Annotated in this window: 15 protein-coding genes; 12 read left to right on the top strand and 3 right to left on the bottom strand. The window is 72.0% G+C overall.

From position 1 onward, the window contains the following. The first annotated feature begins 50 nt into the window (after window positions 1-50). Window positions 51-461, top strand: a complete 411-nt coding sequence (gene ndk, locus AB0H12_RS33405; protein WP_366198952.1) for a nucleoside-diphosphate kinase — start codon at window positions 51-53, stop codon at window positions 459-461. A gap of 95 nt (window positions 462-556) precedes the next feature. On the opposite strand, the gene AB0H12_RS33410 is transcribed toward ndk, so the two are convergent. Further along, on the bottom strand, window positions 557-1,147 hold the full coding sequence (locus AB0H12_RS33410; RefSeq protein ID WP_499628395.1) for a GNAT family N-acetyltransferase: 591 nt from the start codon (window positions 1,145-1,147) through the stop codon (window positions 557-559). Window positions 1,148-1,173: 26 nt separating this feature from the next. On the opposite strand from AB0H12_RS33410, the gene AB0H12_RS33415 reads away from it, so the two are divergent. From AB0H12_RS33415 to AB0H12_RS33435, 5 genes are read left to right on the top strand one after another with little or no spacing between them, the layout of a single operon-like run. Then, entirely contained in the window at window positions 1,174-2,124 is a 951-nt protein-coding gene (locus AB0H12_RS33415; protein WP_499628396.1) for an ATP-binding cassette domain-containing protein, read from the top strand. Between the two features lies 1 nt (window position 2,125). Then, window positions 2,126-2,914, top strand: coding sequence for an ABC transporter permease (locus AB0H12_RS33420; RefSeq protein WP_499628397.1), 789 nt, complete (start codon window positions 2,126-2,128; stop codon window positions 2,912-2,914). After that, window positions 2,911-3,774 carry an ABC transporter permease gene (locus AB0H12_RS33425; protein ID WP_499628398.1) on the top strand — a complete coding sequence of 288 codons (864 nt, stop codon included), beginning with the start codon at window positions 2,911-2,913 and terminating at the stop codon, window positions 3,772-3,774. Before AB0H12_RS33420 ends, AB0H12_RS33425 begins: the two co-directional genes overlap by 4 nt. Window positions 3,775-3,816: 42 nt before the next feature. After that, the gene (locus AB0H12_RS33430) at window positions 3,817-4,227 is read left to right on the top strand and encodes a DoxX family protein (protein WP_499628399.1); all 411 of its coding nucleotides are present in this window, start codon (window positions 3,817-3,819) and stop codon (window positions 4,225-4,227) included. A gap of 32 nt (window positions 4,228-4,259) precedes the next feature. After that, entirely contained in the window at window positions 4,260-6,227 is a 1,968-nt protein-coding gene (locus AB0H12_RS33435; RefSeq protein ID WP_499628400.1) for a TIGR03960 family B12-binding radical SAM protein, read from the top strand. A 4-nt stretch (window positions 6,228-6,231) separates the two neighbouring features. On the opposite strand, the gene AB0H12_RS33440 is transcribed toward AB0H12_RS33435, so the two are convergent. Then, window positions 6,232-7,038 carry a ferredoxin gene (locus AB0H12_RS33440; protein WP_499628401.1) on the bottom strand — a complete coding sequence of 269 codons (807 nt, stop codon included), beginning with the start codon at window positions 7,036-7,038 and terminating at the stop codon, window positions 6,232-6,234. 234 nt (window positions 7,039-7,272) lie between these two features. On the opposite strand from AB0H12_RS33440, the gene AB0H12_RS33445 reads away from it, so the two are divergent. Then, window positions 7,273-7,782, top strand: coding sequence for a sigma-70 family RNA polymerase sigma factor (locus AB0H12_RS33445; RefSeq protein WP_499628402.1), 510 nt, complete (start codon window positions 7,273-7,275; stop codon window positions 7,780-7,782). A gap of 258 nt (window positions 7,783-8,040) precedes the next feature. Beyond that, the gene (locus AB0H12_RS33450) at window positions 8,041-10,737 is read left to right on the top strand and encodes a LuxR C-terminal-related transcriptional regulator (protein WP_499628403.1); all 2,697 of its coding nucleotides are present in this window, start codon (window positions 8,041-8,043) and stop codon (window positions 10,735-10,737) included. 1 nt (window position 10,738) lies between these two features. On the opposite strand, the gene AB0H12_RS33455 is transcribed toward AB0H12_RS33450, so the two are convergent. Then, a complete protein-coding gene (locus tag AB0H12_RS33455; protein WP_499628404.1) occupies window positions 10,739-12,220 on the bottom strand; it encodes a S8 family peptidase in 1,482 nt (493 codons plus the stop codon). Window positions 12,221-12,480: 260 nt separating this feature from the next. On the opposite strand from AB0H12_RS33455, the gene AB0H12_RS33460 reads away from it, so the two are divergent. The 4 genes from AB0H12_RS33460 (at window position 12,481) to rpmA (ending at window position 17,167) form a co-directional block, all read left to right on the top strand. After that, window positions 12,481-13,224, top strand: a complete 744-nt coding sequence (locus AB0H12_RS33460; RefSeq protein WP_499628405.1) for a TIGR03936 family radical SAM-associated protein — start codon at window positions 12,481-12,483, stop codon at window positions 13,222-13,224. Between the two features lie 191 nt (window positions 13,225-13,415). Then, entirely contained in the window at window positions 13,416-16,349 is a 2,934-nt protein-coding gene (locus AB0H12_RS33465) for a translation initiation factor IF-2 N-terminal domain-containing protein (RefSeq protein WP_499628406.1), read from the top strand. A 225-nt stretch (window positions 16,350-16,574) separates the two neighbouring features. Next, window positions 16,575-16,889, top strand: coding sequence for a 50S ribosomal protein L21 (rplU, locus tag AB0H12_RS33470; RefSeq protein ID WP_053722830.1), 315 nt, complete (start codon window positions 16,575-16,577; stop codon window positions 16,887-16,889). Window positions 16,890-16,903: 14 nt separating this feature from the next. After that, window positions 16,904-17,167: a 50S ribosomal protein L27 gene (gene rpmA / locus AB0H12_RS33475; protein ID WP_360100911.1), complete on the top strand. Its 264-nt coding sequence runs from the start codon at window positions 16,904-16,906 to the stop codon at window positions 17,165-17,167. Window positions 17,168-17,259 lie beyond the last annotated feature (92 nt).

A 17,259-nucleotide genomic window follows, 5' to 3' on the forward strand; every position in this document is an offset into this window, starting at 1 on the left:
GCTACCCTTGACCGAGTTGCACAATCCCGTACGAAGGAGTACCGACCGCCGTGAGCGAGCGCACCCTGGTCCTGGTCAAGCCCGACGGCGTCAGCCGCGGCCTGGTCGGCGAGGTCATCTCCCGCATCGAGCGCAAGGGCCTGCACCTGGCCGCGCTGGAACTGCGCACCGTGGACCGCGCGACCGCCGAGCAGCACTACGCCGAGCACGACGGCAAGCCGTTCTTCGCCGACCTGGTCGAGTTCATCACCGGCGGCCCGCTGGTCGCCATGGTGGTGGAGGGCACGCGGGCGATCGCGGCGTTCCGCCAGCTGGCCGGCGGCACCGACCCGGTCGAGAAGGCCACGCCCGGCACGATCCGCGGCGACTTCGGCCTGGAGGTCCAGTTCAACCTGGTCCACGGCTCGGACTCGCCGGAGTCGGCCGAGCGCGAGATCAAGCTCTGGTTCCCGAACCTCTGAGCTGACCCGCGCCGACGGCCCGGACGCCCAATGGTGTCCGGGCCGTCGGTGTGTCGGGTCGACCACGCGTGCGCCCGCCGTCGTGCGGGTCCGCACTAACTGCGGGCAGAAGAACGCGCCGGAGACGAGCCGAGACCGCCCGCGGCCGAGCCGTGCAGCACGACGCCCTCGCGGTGGCCCAGCGGCAGGTACATGCGCACGTCGTCGAACCGGAAGTCGCCCACCGAGATCACGTTCGGCAGGCGGCCCCACTCGCGGAAGCCCAGGCTCTCGTACAGCTGGATCGCGCCGTGGTTGTTCCCGCGCACGCCGAGCGTCAGCATCTCCAACCCGGCCGCACGCGCGTGCTCGATCACCGCGCCCAGGAGCCGCGCGCCCAGCCCGAGCCCACGCGCCGCCGGGTGCGCGGTGACCCGGCGCACCTCGGCCATGTGCTCGAACACCTCGCTCTCGGACCGCCGCCACGTCGCCGTTCCGCGCAGCACGCCGTCCACCCGCGCCACGACCAGCGCGCCGTCGGAAGGCGACGCGAGCACGCCGTCCAGCCACGCGTCGGTCTCCGCACGCCCCGGCGGTTTCCGCCAGCCGATGGCGCCGCCGGCGGCCACCACGGCGTGCAGCACCTCGTGCACTTCGGACCGAAGTCGTTCGTCGGCCACGAGCGGCCAACTCAGGTCGATCTCCACGGCGCCACCCTAAAACGGCTCCGAGAATGTCGGACCTCGCCGCTAACGTGACGAACGTGACCCCCACCCTCGTCCACGCCAACGGCCTGACCAAGCACTTCGGCTCGTTCGAAGCCGTCCGGGGCATCGACGTCGAGGTGAGCAAGGGCGAGGCGTTCGGCTTCCTGGGCCCCAACGGCGCGGGGAAGTCCTCGACCATGCGGATGGTGTCGTGCGTGTCACCACGCACCGGTGGCGAGCTGCGGGTGCTGGGCCTGGACCCGGACACCGACGGCCCGAGGATCCGCTCGCGCATCGGCGTGGTGCCGCAGCAGGACAACCTCGACACGGAGCTGACCGTCCGGCAGAACCTGCAGGTCTACGGCCGCTACTTCGGCCTGTCCCGGGCCGCGGTGCGCGAGCGCGCCGTGGAGCTGATGGACTTCGCCCAGCTCACCGACCGCGCCGACGCCGAGGTGGAGCCGCTGTCGGGCGGCATGAAGCGGCGGCTCACCATCGCCCGCTCCCTGGTCAACGACCCGGACCTGCTGCTGCTCGACGAGCCGACCACGGGCCTGGACCCGCAGGCGCGCCACCTGCTGTGGGACCGGCTGTTCCGGCTCAAGCAGTCCGGCGTCACGCTGATCATCACCACGCACTACATGGACGAGGCCGAGCAGCTGTGCGACCGGCTGGTGGTCATGGACGGCGGTCGGATCGCGGCCGAGGGCTCGCCGTCCGAGCTGATCCGCCGCTACTCGACCAGGGAGGTGCTCGAACTGCGCTTCCCGCCGGGTGAGCAGAGCGGCGACGGGGTGCGTGACCTGGCCGAACGGGTCGAGGTGCTGCCCGACCGGGTGCTGCTCTACACCGCCGACGGCGACGCGGCGCTGGCCGCGGTCCACGCGCGGGGCGTGCGGCCGGTGTCCAGCCTGGTGCGCCGCGGCACGTTGGAGGACGTGTTCCTGCGCCTGACCGGCCGGACGTTGGTGGACTGAGATGAGCACGCACGTCGTCGGCTCGTGGCGCGCCGCGCTGATCGCGGTGGAGCACCACTGGACCTGGTACCGCCGCAACTGGCGGGCCACGGTGATCTCGAACTTCCTGCAACCCGTGCTGTTCCTGCTGGCCATGGGCATCGGGTTCGGCTCGCAGGTGCGGGAGGGCGAGGCCACCGGCGGCTACCCGTACCTGGTGTTCCTCGCGCCCGCGCTGCTGGTCATCACCGCCGTGCAGAACGCCGTGTTCGAGTCCACCTGGGTGATCTTCTCGTCGTTCAAGTGGCAGCGCACGTACCTGGCGACGGTGTCCACCCCGGTCACGCCCGCGCAGGTGCTCGACGGCCAGCTGCTGTGGATCGCGCTGCGCCTGGTGGCGGGCACCGCCGTGTTCCTCCTCGTCGCCATGGCCCTGGGCGCGATCACCAGCCTGTCGGCGGTGCTGGCCGTGCCGTTCGCCACGCTGGCGGGCATGGCGTTCAGCGCGCCCGTGGTCGCCTACTCCGCCACCAGGGAGAAGCCGGACTCGTTCAACGCGATCTTCCGCTTCCTGCTGATGCCGATGACCCTGTTCACCGGCGCGTTCTTCCCGCTGAGCCAACTGCCCGGCTGGATACACCCGCTGGCCTGGCTCACCCCGGTCTGGCACGGCATCGAGCTGGCCCGCGGCGCGACGTTCGGCACCCTGCGCCTGCTGCCCGCGCTGGGCCACGTCGCCTACCTGTCCGCCCTGGTCGCGCTCGGCGTCGTCCTGGGTCGCCGCTACTTCCACCGGAGGCTGGCCGTATGACCGACGAGTCCTCCACGACCGACGTGGTCGAGCCGAGTCGGCCGGCCACCCCGCGCACCGGCGCCGGCCTGCTGCTGCGGGTCGTGCCGCCGGGCCTGTACGCGGGCCGCGCGCACGTCCTGGTCGAACGGTCGTACCTGGTCAGCAGGCGTGGCTGGATGTCGGTGATCTCCGGCTTCTTCGAGCCGCTGTTCTTCCTGTTCTCCCTCGGCTACGGCCTGGGTCAGCTGGTCACCACCGTCGACGGCCCCGGCGGCCCGATGCCGTACGCCGTGTTCGTCGCGCCCGCCCTGCTCGCCGCCTCGGCGATGAACGGCGCGGTGTTCGAGGCGACGTTCAACCTGTTCTTCAAGTTCAAGTACGCCAAGACCTACGACGCGGTGCTGGCCACCCCGCTCGGCCCGGTCGACATCGCCCTCGGCGAGGCGGTCTGGTGCCTCATCCGCGGCGGCCTGTACTCGGCCGGCTTCATCGTGGTCATGCTCGGGTTCGGGCTGATCAGCTCGCCGTGGGCGCTGCTGGCGCTGCCCGCGTGCCTGCTGGTCGCGCTGGCGTTCGCGGCGGTCGGCATGGCGGCGGCGACCTACCTGCGCTCGTGGCAGGACTTCGACCTCGTGCAGCTGGCCGTGATGCCGCTGTTCCTGTTCTCGACCACGTTCTACCCGCTGTCGGTCTACCCGGGCTGGTTGCAGACCGTGGTCCAGTGGACGCCGCTCTACCACGCGATCGAGCTGATGAGGGCGCTGACCACGGGTTACGTCGGCTGGGGCGCGTTGACGCACGTGGCGTACTTCGCCGTGATGGTGGTCATCGGGGTGGTTGTCGCCGCACGCAGGCTCGGCAAGTTGCTGCTGACCTGACCTGGTTGAACACTGGACGAACCCCGAGCACCGGAGGTCGTCATGGACGTCATCGCACTCATCGGCCGGATCCTGTTCGTCTTCCTGTTCTTCGGCTCGGCGATGGGCCACCTCACGCAGACCGCGGCCATGGCCGGCTACGCCGCGTCCAAGGGCGTCCCGTCGGCGAAAGCCGCCACGTTCGGCAGCGGCGTGCTCATGGTCGTCGGCGGGTTGATGCTGCTCCTGGGCGTGTGGGCGGATCTCGGCGCGCTGCTGCTGGTGCTGTTCCTGCTGCCGACGGCGTTCCTCATGCACAACTTCTGGAAGGAGACCGACCCGCAGACCAAGCAGGTGGAGATGATCCAGTTCAACAAGGACGTGGCCCTCGCGGGCGGCGCGTTGATGTTCTTCGGCCTGTACGCGGGGCCGGGCTCCGAACTGGGCCTCACCATCACCGGACCGCTGTTCTGACGCGTGCCGGCACTGCCGTTACCCTGGTCGGCGTGAGTGTCGAGTCGGTCTTCCCCGCCCTGGAACCCCTGCTGCCGAGGGTGTCCAAGCCGGTGCAGTACGTCGGCGGGGAGCTCAACGCCACCCTGAAGGACTGGGACGCCGCCGCGGTGCGGTGGGCGTTGATGTACCCGGACGCCTACGAGGTCGGGCTGCCCAACCAGGGCGTCATGATCCTGTACGAGGTCCTCAACGAGCAGCCGGACGTGCTGGCCGAGCGGACCTACGCGGTGTGGCCCGACCTCGAGAAGCTGATGCGCGAGCACGGCGTGCCGCAGTTCACCGTCGACGGGCACCGGCCGGTCGGCGCGTTCGACCTGCTCGGCGTCAGCTTCGCGACCGAGCTGGGCTACACGAACCTGCTCAACGCGCTCGACCTGGCCGGTATCCCGATCCACGCCGCCGACCGCACCGAGGACCACCCCATCGTGGTGGCGGGCGGGCACGCGGCGTTCAACCCGGAGCCGATCTCGCCGTTCGTCGACGCGGCCGTGCTCGGTGACGGCGAGGAAGCCGTCCTGGAGATCACCGACATCGTCCGCGCGTGGAAGGCCGAGGGCCGTCCCGGCGGTCGGGACGAGATCCTGACCAGGCTCGCCGAGACCGGCGGCGTGTACGTGCCCCGGTTCTACGACGTCGAGTACCTGCCCGACGGCCGCATCCAGCGCGTGGTGCCCAACCGCGAACGCGTGCCGTACCGGGTGTTCAAGCGGACCACGATGGACCTCGACGCGTGGCCGTACCCGAAGCAGCCGCTGGTGCCGCTCGCCGAGAGCGTCCACGAGCGGATGAGCGTGGAGATCTTCCGCGGCTGTACGCGCGGCTGCCGGTTCTGCCAGGCGGGCATGATCACCCGCCCGGTGCGCGAGCGGTCCATCGAGGGCATCGGCGCGATGGTGCAGCGCGGCCTGGAGGCGACCGGGTTCGAGGAGGTCGGCCTGCTGTCGCTGTCCAGCGCGGACCACTCGGAGATCGCCGAGATCACCAAGGGCCTCGCCGACCGCTACGAGGGCACGAACACCAGCCTGTCGCTGCCGTCGACCCGGGTCGACGCGTTCAACATCGACCTGGCCAACGAGCTGTCCCGCAACGGCCGCCGCTCGGGGCTGACGTTCGCGCCCGAGGGCGGCAGCGAACGCCTCCGCCGCGTGATCAACAAGATGGTGTCGGAGGAAGACCTGATCCGCACGGTCAGCGCGGCGTTCGGCGCGGGCTGGCGGCAGGTGAAGCTGTACTTCATGTGCGGTCTGCCCACCGAGACCGACGACGACGTGGTCCAGATCGCCGAGATGGCCAAGAACGTCATCCGCGCGGGCCGCGAGGCGTCCGGCCGCAAGGACGTCCGCTGCACGATCTCCATCGGCGGGTTCGTGCCCAAGCCGCACACGCCGTTCCAGTGGGCCGCGCAGTGCGACCCGGAGACCGTGGACAACAGGCTGCGCCTGCTGCGCGAGGCGGTGAACTCCGACCGCTCGCTCGGCCGCAACATCGGCATGCGCTACCACGACGGCAAGCCGTCGCTGATCGAAGGGCTGCTCTCGCGCGGCGACCGGCGCATCGGCCTGGTGATCGAACGGGTGTGGCGCGAGGGCGGCCGGTTCGACGGCTGGTCCGAGCACTTCTCCTACGACCGCTGGGTGGAGGCGGCCGAAGCCGAGCTGCCGCCGCTGGGCGTGGACCTGGCGTGGTTCACCACGCGTGAGCGCGAGGAGCTGGAAGTCCTGCCCTGGGACCACCTGGACTCGGGCCTGGACAAGGAATGGCTCTGGGCGGACTGGCAGGACGCGCTGGACGAGCGCGAGCAGGACGACTGCCGCTGGACGCCGTGCTTCGACTGCGGTGTGTGCCCGGCGATGGGCACCGACATCGAGGTCGGGCCGACGGGGCGGACGCTGCTGCCGATCTCGCCGGTGGGCAAGGGCTCGCCGGTGCGCAACCCAGAGCTGACAGCCCGAGGCTGACGGCTCACGGGCGGGCCTCGGCCGCGTCGACCCGGATCGCGCGCATCGGGCACACGCGTGCCGCCGCACGCACCTGCGGCGCCTGGTCGGCGTCGGGGTTGCGCGCGTAGCGCAGCCGCCCGTCGTCCAGCACCCGGAACACGCCGGGCGCCTGCGCCTGGCACAACGCGTAGTGCCGGCACCGCCCGTGGTCGACCGCGACCCGGACACCGGTCGGCTCCTCCTGGACCGGCGGCGGGTCGGCCTCGATCACACCGATCCGCACCAGCAGCCGCGGCGGCAGGAACCGCAGCACGGTCAGCGTGACCGCGGGCATCAGCACGGTTATGCCGCCCAGCCACACCACGGCGACGTGCCCGCTCGCGGAAGCCCCCAGCCACGCGTGCATCGCGCCGAGCCACACGCCCACGTACGCGAGCCGGTGCAGGCGCAGCCAGTCGCGGTAGAACACCGTGCGCTGCAACGCGGCCGTCACCGACGCGGCCAGCATGAGCTCCAGCCCGACCACGCCGAGCGCGTGCCGCACCTCGCCGCCGCCGACGAGCGGCACCAGGAGCTGGTAGGCCGCCAGGGAACCGTTGTCCAGCAACAGGAACGACACCCCGTGCGCCCCGGCCACGACCACCGCGAACGTCGCCAGCACCTGGTGGGTGGCGCGCAACGCGGCCCGGCCGGTGATCCGGCGGACCCAGCCGGTGGCGGTGAGCACGCCCCAGCACGCGGCCAGGCACATCGCCACGTACGCCACCCGGCCGGACAGCGTGGCGACCTGCCACACCCCGACGTCGTGTTCCGAAACCGCGAGCACCACGTGCGCACCCCCTGTTAATGGCGCGGTACACCCTCTGAAGAGGAACTACGAACGTCGGGTGCGACGGTTCGACAGAACGTTCAATTAAGACGTGTGATCTACATCACACGATCGAGCGCAAGTAGTGGCGGCGCTGATCCCGAGTTGTAGTACCTTCGCGGAAGTCTCATTCGCCCCGCCGCGCGCGAACTCCGGGAGGTCGATTGCCTCATGAATTCAGCGGGCAGTGTCGGGATGAGTGGCGAGCGGTCCGGTGAAGAACTCGTCACCACGCTGTACGAGCAGTTCAAGGGCGGGTTGTACGCCCACGTGCTCGGCCTGGTCAACCGTGATCGGCAGTGGGCCGAGGACGTGGTCCAGGAGACGTTGATCCGTGCGTGGCAGAACGCCGAGACGCTGGTCCGCGACCCGCGGATGCTGCGCGGCTGGCTGCTCACCGTGGCCGGGAGGATCGTCATCGACGGGTGGCGCACGAGGCGGGCCAGACCTCGCGAAGTGGAGCTGACCAGCCCGGACACCGTCGAGGTGCCCGACCAGACCGAGCAGCGGCTGTCCGTCATGGTGCTCAACGACGTGATCGGCAGGCTCGGCGAGGAACACCGCGCCGCGATCTACGAGACCTACGTGCGCGGTCGCACGGTGCGTGAGGCGGCGGTGGTGCTCGGCATACCGGAGGGCACCGTGAAGTCGCGGGTCTACACCGCGATGAAGATCCTGCGCCGGGCGTTGCGGGAGTGGCACTGAAAAAGGCCGCCGCCGATCGACCGGGAGGAATTCCGGGCTCGGGGCGTGCGCATTGTTCGCGACGTCGGTGAATCGGCTCGCGGAAGTCGGGCCTCGATTCTGGTCGAAGCTTGGCGTCGCGTCTCTACGGAGGGCACCGAAGGAAATTCCGCGACCGCCATCGCGATCCTTCGGTACCGAAGGGAGTGGACAGGTGTCCTACCGTGGTGGTCGGCGATCCACCGCCCCGGCTGCGCCGCGGCAGATCGGAGCTCTCCGGTGACGGCATCGAACCCGACCGTGCCCGGCCGGGACCGCGAACTGCGCGCCGCCCGCTCGGCGCTGCGCGGCGCGCTCGCCGGCCGGACCACCACCCTGCTGGTCACCGGCGAGATCGGCATCGGCAAGTCGGTCCTGCTGCGCGCCATCGCCGACGACGCGCGCGACCTCGGCTTCACGGTGGCGACCGCGACCGGTGCGCGGCTGGAGAGCGACCTGCGCGGCGGCGTGATCACCAGGCTGGCGCAGGGCCTGCACGACGGCCCGGCCGAGCCGCTGGACTGGTTCCACCGCGTGGTCCTGACCGCGCTGGGTCGAGGGCCGCTGCTCCTGGCCGTGGACGACGTCGACCTGTCCGACAGCTGGTCCCTGCGCTGCCTGGCCTTCGTGCTGCGCCGGGTCTCCGACCGGCCGCTGGCGGTCGTGCTGGCCGCCACCACGGGCCAGTCGCCGGTCGGCGAGGTGACGTTGCCCGACCTGGTGGCCGCGCACCACGAGCACGTCGAGCTGACCGGCCTGGACGTGCCGGCGGTCGCCGCCCTGGTCGGTGACGCGCCCGCGGCGGCGTGCCGCGAGGTGACCAGGGGCAACCCCAAGCTCCTGCGGGCGTTGGCCGGCCAGTTGCGGCCGGGCTCCACCTCCGCCGACGTGCACGCGCTCGGCTCGGCGGAGATCGGCGCGGCGCTACGCGTGCGGCTGGGCCGTTACGAGGGCGCGTCGGAGGTGGTGCGCGCGGCGGCCGTGCTGGGGGAGGACGCGACCGCGGACCGGCTGGCCGCGATGGCGGACGTGGAACCCCGGCGCGCGCTGAGGCTCATCGACGGCTTGGTGCGGCTGTGCGTGTTCCGCGACGACCACGTCCTCGGCTTCGCCCACACGTACCTGCGCAACGCCGTGCTGGCCGATCTGCCCGTAGCCACCAGGACCGCCGACCACGCGCGCGCCGCCGTGCTGCTGCGGGACGCGGGCGCGCCCGACGAGCGGATAGCCGAACACCTGCGCGGAGCGCGCGCTGTGCCGCTCCCGTGGGGTGTGGAGATCCTGCGCCGCGCGGCACGTGAAGCGACCTACGACGACCGTCTGGACGCCGCACAGGACTACCTGGAGCGCGCGCTGGAGGAACGCCTGTGCTCCGACGAACGGCTCGCCGTGCAGCTGGAACTGGTGCACATCACGTTCCTGGTCGACCCGGCCGCGGGCATGGACCGGCTCCGGGACGCCCTGGCGCACGCCGACGACGCCCGCTCCGCCGCCGGGCAGGCCGTCACCATGCTGCTGCGGCTGTGCAGCGGACCGGAAGCCCGCCTGGCGGTGTCCATCGGCCTGCAACTGGTGTCCCGCCTCACGTCGCAGGAGCACGACGAGTCGTGGGAGCTGCGGGTCCTGGCGTACCTGGCCAGCGCGGGCAACAACGTCGGCCTCGCCCTGCGCGCCAGCATGTTCACCGACGAGCTGGAATCGGAGGTGCCGCGCTCGCCGAGGCTGCGGCAGGTCCACTCCGCGCTGCTGTCCCTCGGGCACGCGTTGCGCGGCGAGTCGGCCGAGGACGCCGTCCGGCACGCGGCCGAGGCGTTGGAGGGCGACCGGGTCGACGTGTTCGTCCAGCCGTTCGTGTTCACCGTCAGCACGTGCTTCATGGCGGACGCGCCCGACCTGTCCGAGCGGTTCCGCCGCATGATCGGCAGCGAGGCGGAGCCGCACGACTACCACCTGCGCAAGGGCACCGTCGTGTCGATGGCGCACGGCATGGACTTCCTCGCCCGCGGCGACCTGGTGCGCGCCAAGACGTTCCTCAAGTGGCAGCTGCGGCTGTTCGACGAGCTGGGCGCGGTCGCGGTGTGCCCCATGGCGATCCTGTGCGCGGCCAGGCTGGCGGAGGTGCTGGTCGACCTCGGCCGGTTCGACGAGGCGCGTGACCTGCTGACGCGCCACGGCTTCGCCGACGAGCTGCCGGAGCTGTTCCAGCACAACGTGACGCTGTTCGCGCGGGGCAGGCTCAAGCTCGCCACCGACGACCCGGCCGGCGCGCTCGCGGACCTGCTCGAGTGCGGCCGAAGGCTCACCGCGTCCAAAATAGACAGTCCGGCGGTGCTGCCGTGGCGGTCGTCGGCCGTCCGGGCGCACCTGGCGCTGGGACGACGCGAGGCCGCCGCCCGGCTGGCCGCCGAGGACCTCGCCCGCGCCAAGCGCTGGGGCACGCCCCGGGCCATGGGCGCCGCGCTGGTGTCGGTCGGCCTCACCACCGACGACGAAGCCGCGACCCGCGCGTTGCTCAAGGCGGTGGACTACCTGACCGGGTCCGTCGCCCGCCTCCTGCACGCCGAGGCGTTGCTCGAACTGGGCGCCCGACTGCGCCGCCGAGGCCAGGCCGAACGCGCCATCCCAAACCTGCGGCTGGCCGTCGAGCTCAGCGCCCGGTGCGAGTCCAAGCCGCTGATCCGCCGGGCCGCGGCGGAGCTGCGCGCGTGCGAGCCGGCCACCGCGCACGGCACCGCGCACGGGCTGACGAAGCAGGAGACCCGCGTCGCCGGCATGGCCGCGCAGGGCCTGACCAACCGGCAGATCGCCGAAGCCCTGTTCCTCACCCGCCGCACGGTCGAGCTGCACCTGTCCGGCGCCTACCGCAAGCTCGGCATCGCCGGTCGCGCGGACCTGGCCGGCGCGTTGCGGCGCCACCAGGACCAGTACTCCGCCTGACCTACTCGCGCACGGCGGCGAGCGCGTCGACCAGGCCGTGGCCGTAGAAGCCGTTGTACTCCGAGTGGCCCGTGCAGAACGCGTCCTGCACGCCCGTGCCGTTGAGGTCGTAGTCCGCCGGGCACGGCACCGTCTCCGCCTGCGCGTTGAGCATCTTCGACAGGTCGAGCGCGGTGGCGCCCGGGTGCGCGGACGCCAGCAGCGCCGCCACCCCGGACACGTGCGGCGCGGCCATCGACGTGCCGCACGAGTAGTCGTACCCGGCGGCGGGCACGGTCGACAGCACGCACCCGCCCTGCCCGTCGTCCGGCGCCTGCCTGCGGTCGCCGCCGGGCGCGGTCACGTCCACCGCGCCGAGCCCGTAGGAGCTGTACCCGGCCTTCACCTTGTCCGCGCCCACCGACGACACGGCGACCACGTTGCGCAGCTGCGCCGGCAGCACCAGGCACGTGTTGTCCACCGGCCGCGGCTGGACGTCCTCCGGCGCCGCGTTGGTCGGGCTCAGCGCGTCCCGGCCCGGCTTGGTCAGGTCGGCCGCCGCGTTGCCCGCCGCCGCCACCGTCAGCACGCCGCGACCGGACGCGTGCTCGACCGCCCGGCGCACCGCCTCGTAGACCACGGACTGGCCCTGCTCGTCCTGGCAGGTGAACACCCACGGGTCGATGAAGTAGCTGTTGTTGGTGATGGTCATGCCCCGCTCGGCGGCCCACATGAACCCGCACACCGCGTACTCGGGGTAGATGAACCCGGCGTCGTCCACGACCTTCACCGACGCGATCCGCACGCCCGGGGCCACACCCGTCGTGCCGAGGCCGTCGTCGGCCGCCGCGATCGTGCCCGCCACGTGCGTGCCGTGCCCTGACGTCGTCGGCGCCCACGCGGCGGGGGACGGGTCCGCCACGCCGGACGTGCAGCCGGCGGACAGCGCCGGGTCCAGCGCGCCGACCAGGTCGGGGTGCGTCGGGTCGATGCCCGAGTCGAGCACGCCCACCACCACGTCCCGGTTGCCCTTGCTCACCGCGTGCGCCTCGGCCGCCCGGATCAGGTCCATGTCCCACTGCTCGGCCGTGCGGTCCGCCGTGCCGCCCGCCGCGCGTGCTCCGGCCGTCTCGTCGTCCTTCTTCTTCTGCCTGGCGGGCGCGCCGTCGCGCTTCGACAGGCCGTCGGCCTGCGCGCTGTACGCCCGGTCGGGGCCGATGTGCCGCCCGAACCGGGGGTCCGGCGAGACGGCCACGGCCACCGCGATCTGCGGGTAGTAGTGGGCGGTCGTGCCGCACGCGGCGGTGATCTGGGCGTCGGCCAGCGGCGCGCTGGTGCCGGGGGAGAACACGACCAGGTAGCGCAGCGTCGGACCGGGCTGGACGCAGTCGACCGCGGCGGCCCGCGTCTCGGGCTCGGCCGCGGCCGCGGTCACCGAGAAGCAGCCGGACGCGAGCAGCGCCGCGCTGACCGCGACCGCTCGGGCGCGGCGGTGCAGAGGCACGGGGGACCTCCAGGCTGGACCGGGTGACGGGGGAGCCGTCGGGCCGACGTCGGGGCGGACCGTCGATCGGGGTGCTGCTGCCGGACCGTAGCCAGACCGGGCGGAGCAGACAAGCGCAACGGTGCCGAACAGGTCCAAGGTACCGTCCTCGTGGAGTAGGAGCGTGGACCGTTGGGGTGCTCACCCCGTCACGGGCCACCCGGCACCCAAGGGGAGTAGCTCTGAGCCGCCAGCAGCAGCCCAACCCGTCGGCCGCACCTGTGCAGAAGCTCCGACTGCGCTACGCCAAACGCGGTCGGTTGCGGTTCACGTCACACCGTGACATCGCGCGCACGTTCGAGCGCGCGCTGCGTCGGGCAGGCGTCCCCATGGCGTACTCCCAGGGCTTCAGCCCTCACCCGAAGGTGTCATGGGTCGGTGCGGCGCCCACAGGCGTGGCGAGCGAGGCCGAGTACGTCGAGGTGTCCGTCGTCGACCAAGTCGACCCGGAGGCGCTGCGGACCGCGCTGGACGCCGTGCTGCCTCCCGGGTTGGACGTGCTCGAGGTCGTCCAGTCCTCCGGCGGCACGCTGCCCGAGCGGATCGAGGCCAGCGCGTGGCGGGTCGAGCTGCCCGGCGTGTCGCCCGAAGAGCTGACCGAAGCCGTGACCGCGCTGATGGGCTCGGCATCCGTCGAGGTCGAGCGGCTGACCAAGGACGGGAAGAAGATCGTGGACGTGCGGCCGGCGATCGTGTCGGCCGAGGTCGAGGCGCAGGCAGGGGCGCATTCGAGCGATGCGGGACACGATGCACGAGATTTGTCACAGCCGTGTGGGATACTCATGACGGTCGTACGGCAGACAACCCCTACCGTGAGGCCCGACGACGTGCTGAGTGCGCTCCGAGTCGTCGCCGACCTGGTTCCGCCGGTCCCCGCGAAGGCGACCCGGATGGCGCAGGGGCGGCTGGACGATGAAGGCGGCCTGGTCGACCCGCTTGCCCTGGACAGGGCGGCGGAGGTCTGACCGGGCGGTGATTGGAGCGGCGCTGACGGCGTCGTCGAAAGTGTTATAGGACCTGCTGTGCCGCGTGCCCCACGGGTGCGCGCCACAGCGCGAGGCAAGGATTCCCGCCGCCAGCCGCGGCGGTGAGTGGACAAGAGAGGCCCCTGCGCGGCCGCGTCGGTTGGGACGCGCCCGGGGGCGGAGGAGCTGCATTGTCGAACACGGAAAAGCCTGCCGGCGCCGCCGGCGGGGGTAACGCCACACCCGCACACCCGGATCTGGCGGACCTGCCCGCCAAGCTGCGGGTGCACGCGCTGGCCAAGCTGCTCGGCGCGAGCAGCAAGGACGTGGTGGCCGCCCTCGCCGACCTCGGTGAGACGGTGAAGGGCGTGCAGTCGAGCGTGAGCCGCGATCTCGCGCTCAAGGTCGCCGAGAGCCTCCTGAACTGGGACGACATCGTCACCGGCGAGGTGGACGAGCAGACTGAGGAACCGGTGCGGGTGACCCGTGAGGTCGCGCCGCTGGTGCCGCTGTTCGCGCCGCCGTCCGCGGTGTTCCTGCCGCCGACCCCGGTGGTCGACCAGGCCCCGGCCAGCCGGGAGGACGACCTCGAGGACACCGAGGACGACACCGACGAGCACGCGTCCGCGGACGACGCCGGTGACGAGGGCGAAGGCCGCCGCCGCCGCCGTCGTGGCCGGCGTGGCCGCGGTCGCGGCAAGGGCGTCGGTGACGAGAACGGCGACGACGAGAACGGCGAGGAGCAGGCCGAGGCCGTCGAAGCCGAGGCCGAGACCGCCGACGAGGCGTCGGCCGACGACGAGGGCCCCGGCAGCCGCCGCCGTCGGCGTCGCCGTCGCCGCAAGACCGGCGCCGAGGAAGAGGCCGCGCCGAGCGAGGACGACCCGCCGAACACGGTCGTCCACGTCCGCGAGCCCAGCCGCGACGCCCGTGACGACAAGGCCGACTCCGAGGCCGCGCAGAACGAGGTGCGCAGCGTCCGCGGGTCGACCCGGCTCGAGGCCAAGCGCCAGCGCCGCCGTGACGGTCGCGAGGCCGGTCGCCGCCGTGCCCCCGTGCTGTCCGAGGCCGAGTTCCTGGCCCGCCGCGAGGCCGTGGAGCGCACGATGGTGGTGCGCGAGCGCGGCGACCGCACGCAGATCGGCGTGCTGGAGGACGGCGTCCTGGTCGAGCACTTCGTGACCTCGTCGGGCAGCGGTTCGCTGGTCGGCAACGTCTACCTCGGCCGGGTGCAGAACGTGCTGCCCTCGATGGAGGCGGCGTTCATCGACATCGGCCGGGGCCGCAACGCGGTGCTGTACGCGGGCGAGGTCGACTGGGACGCGGCCGGCCTGGAGGGCAAGGCCCGCAAGATCGAGCAGGCCCTGTCGACCGGCGACAGCGTGCTGGTGCAGGTCACCAAGGACCCGGTCGGCCACAAGGGCGCCCGGCTGACCACCCAGATCAGCCTGCCCGGCCGCTTCCTGGTGTACGTGCCCGGCGGTGGCGCGACCGGCATCAGCCGCAAGCTGCCCGACAACGAGCGCAAGCGCCTCAAGGACATCCTCAAGCGCGTCGTCCCCGAGGACGCGGGCGTCATCATCCGCACCGCCTCGGAGGGCATCGCCGAGGAGGAGCTGGCCCGCGACGTCACCCGCCTGCAGGCGCAGTGGCAGGTCATCAAGGACAAGGCGGACACGCCCAAGGCCCAGGCCCCGCAGCTGCTGTACGAAGAGCCGGACCTGCTGGTGAAGGTCGTGCGCGACCTGTTCACCGAGGACTTCGCCGCGCTCGTCGTCCAGGGCTCGGACGCGTGGGAGACCATCGACGGCTACGTCCGGCACGTCGCGCCCGACCTCCAGGAACGGCTGCGCAAGCACGTGGGCACCAGCGACGCGTTCACCGAGTACCGCATCGACGAGCAGCTGCTCAAGGCGCTGGACCGCAAGGTCTGGCTGCCGTCGGGCGGCTACCTGGTCATCGACCGCACCGAGGCGATGACGGTCATCGACGTCAACACCGGCAAGTTCACCGGATCGGGTGGAAACCTCGAGGAGACGGTGACCCGGAACAACCTGGAGGCGGCCGAGGAGATCGTCCGCCAGCTCAGGTTGCGCGACATCGGCGGCATCATCGTGATCGACTTCATCGACATGGTGCTGGAGTCGAACCGCGACCTGGTGCTGCGCCGGCTGACCGAGTGCCTCGGCCGTGACCGCACCCGCCACCAGGTGGCGGAGGTGACGTCGCTGGGTCTCGTGCAGATGACGCGCAAGCGGGTCGGCACCGGCCTGCTGGAGGCGTTCTCGACGACCTGCGAGCACTGCCGCGGGCGTGGCCTGGTCGTGACGACCGAGCCGATGCACGCGCACGGCAACGGCGGCGGTGGCCAGCAGCAGCAACAGCAGCAGCCCTCGCAGCAGCAGGGCGGTGGCCGCAAGTCGCGCCGCGCCAAGCACGCGGAGACGCCGGAGCCCGTGGCCGAGCAGACCGTGGAGCCGACCGAGGAGCCCGAGGCGATCGCGGAGCAGCCGACGTCGGTCGAGCCGGTGTCCGCCCTGGTGGAGGAGGAGGCCGCGCCGGAAACCCCGAAGCGCGACCGCCGCCAGCGCCGCCGGGCCCGCCGCGAGGCCGGTGCGGTCGTCAAGCACGGCGACGAGGCCGCCACGCCGACGAGCCCTGCCCCAGCCGCGGGCGCGGACACGGCGGTCGCGGAGACGGTCTCCGAGCCCGCCCCGGTGGAGCCTCCGGTCGAGGCCGCGGCCGAGGTTCCCGCCGAGCCCGCCCAGGCAGCCGCCGAGCAGGCCGCCCACGCGCCGGCCGGTCCGGTCGCGGACACGGTGGAGCAGGCCGTCGAGACCCCGCCGGCGTCCGTCGACGAGCCCGTCAAGACCGGGCGGACCCGCCGGCGGGTGACCAAGCCCGCCATGGTGCCCGAGCCGGTCACCGCGCCTGTCGCGGTGGCGCCGGTGGAGGTCCCGCCCGTCACCCGGACGAGCGCCTCGCCCCCGGCCCAGGTCGCCGAGCAGCCGATCAACGGCCACGTCGAGCCGAGCGCGCCTGCGGTGACCACGCGTCGCCGCACGGCCCGCCGTGCTGCTTCGCGGCCCGCGGGCCCGCCGCTGGACGGGGTCAAGGAGAGCTGATCCACGCATCGCCGGAACCGCTGCCCAGCCTCTCTGAGCAGCGGTTCCGGCGTGTCGGGGGCAGTACGCCCACCCCGGTTTGACCACGCCGTCCACCGCCACGTAACCTGATACGCGGCCCGCCGTCCGGTGGGCCCTGTCGCGTGAAGCCCAGCTCGCTCGTTATCAGTGCGGCCGAGGCACGCGCGATCCCGTCCCGTCGAGTAGCAGGAGACTTCCGTCCCGATGTACGCGATCGTCAAGACCGGCGGCAAGCAGTACAAGGTGGCTGTCGGCGACGTCATCGAGGTCGAGAAGCTCGAAGGCGAGCCGGACACCGAGATCACCTTCGCGGCGCCGCTCCTCGTTGTGGACGGCGATGACGTCACCTCCGCGGCGGACGCCCTGGCGAAGTTCTCGGTGACCGGCAAGGTCGTCGAGCAGACCAAGGGCCCCAAGATCCGCATCCACAAGTTCAAGAACAAGACCGGCTACCACAAGCGCCAGGGTCACCGCCAGAAGCTGACCCGCGTCGAGGTCACCGGCATCACCGGTAAGTGAGGATCTGACTAGCCATGGCACACAAGAAGGGCGCCTCCAGCTCCCGCAACGGCCGTGACTCCAACGCCCAGTACCTCGGCGTCAAGCGGTTCGGCGGTCAGGTCGTCAAGGCCGGTGAGATCCTGATCCGCCAGCGCGGCACCAAGTTCCACCCCGGTGTCAACGTCGGCCGCGGCAAGGACGACACGCTGTTCGCGTTGGCCGCCGGTGCGGTCGAGTTCGGCAGCAAGCGCGGTCGCAAGACCGTGAACATCGTCCCGGTCGAGGTTGCTGCTTAAGCGCCTCGGGCGACGACGGAACGACCTCCGACGAGGGGCGGGACCGGTGCATTCCGGCTCCCGCCCCTCGTTGCTTCTTTAGGAAAGGAACT

The sequence above is a fragment of the Actinosynnema sp. NPDC023794 genome (assembly GCF_040639675.1).
Lineage (GTDB): Bacteria > Actinomycetota > Actinomycetes > Mycobacteriales > Pseudonocardiaceae > Actinosynnema > Actinosynnema luteola.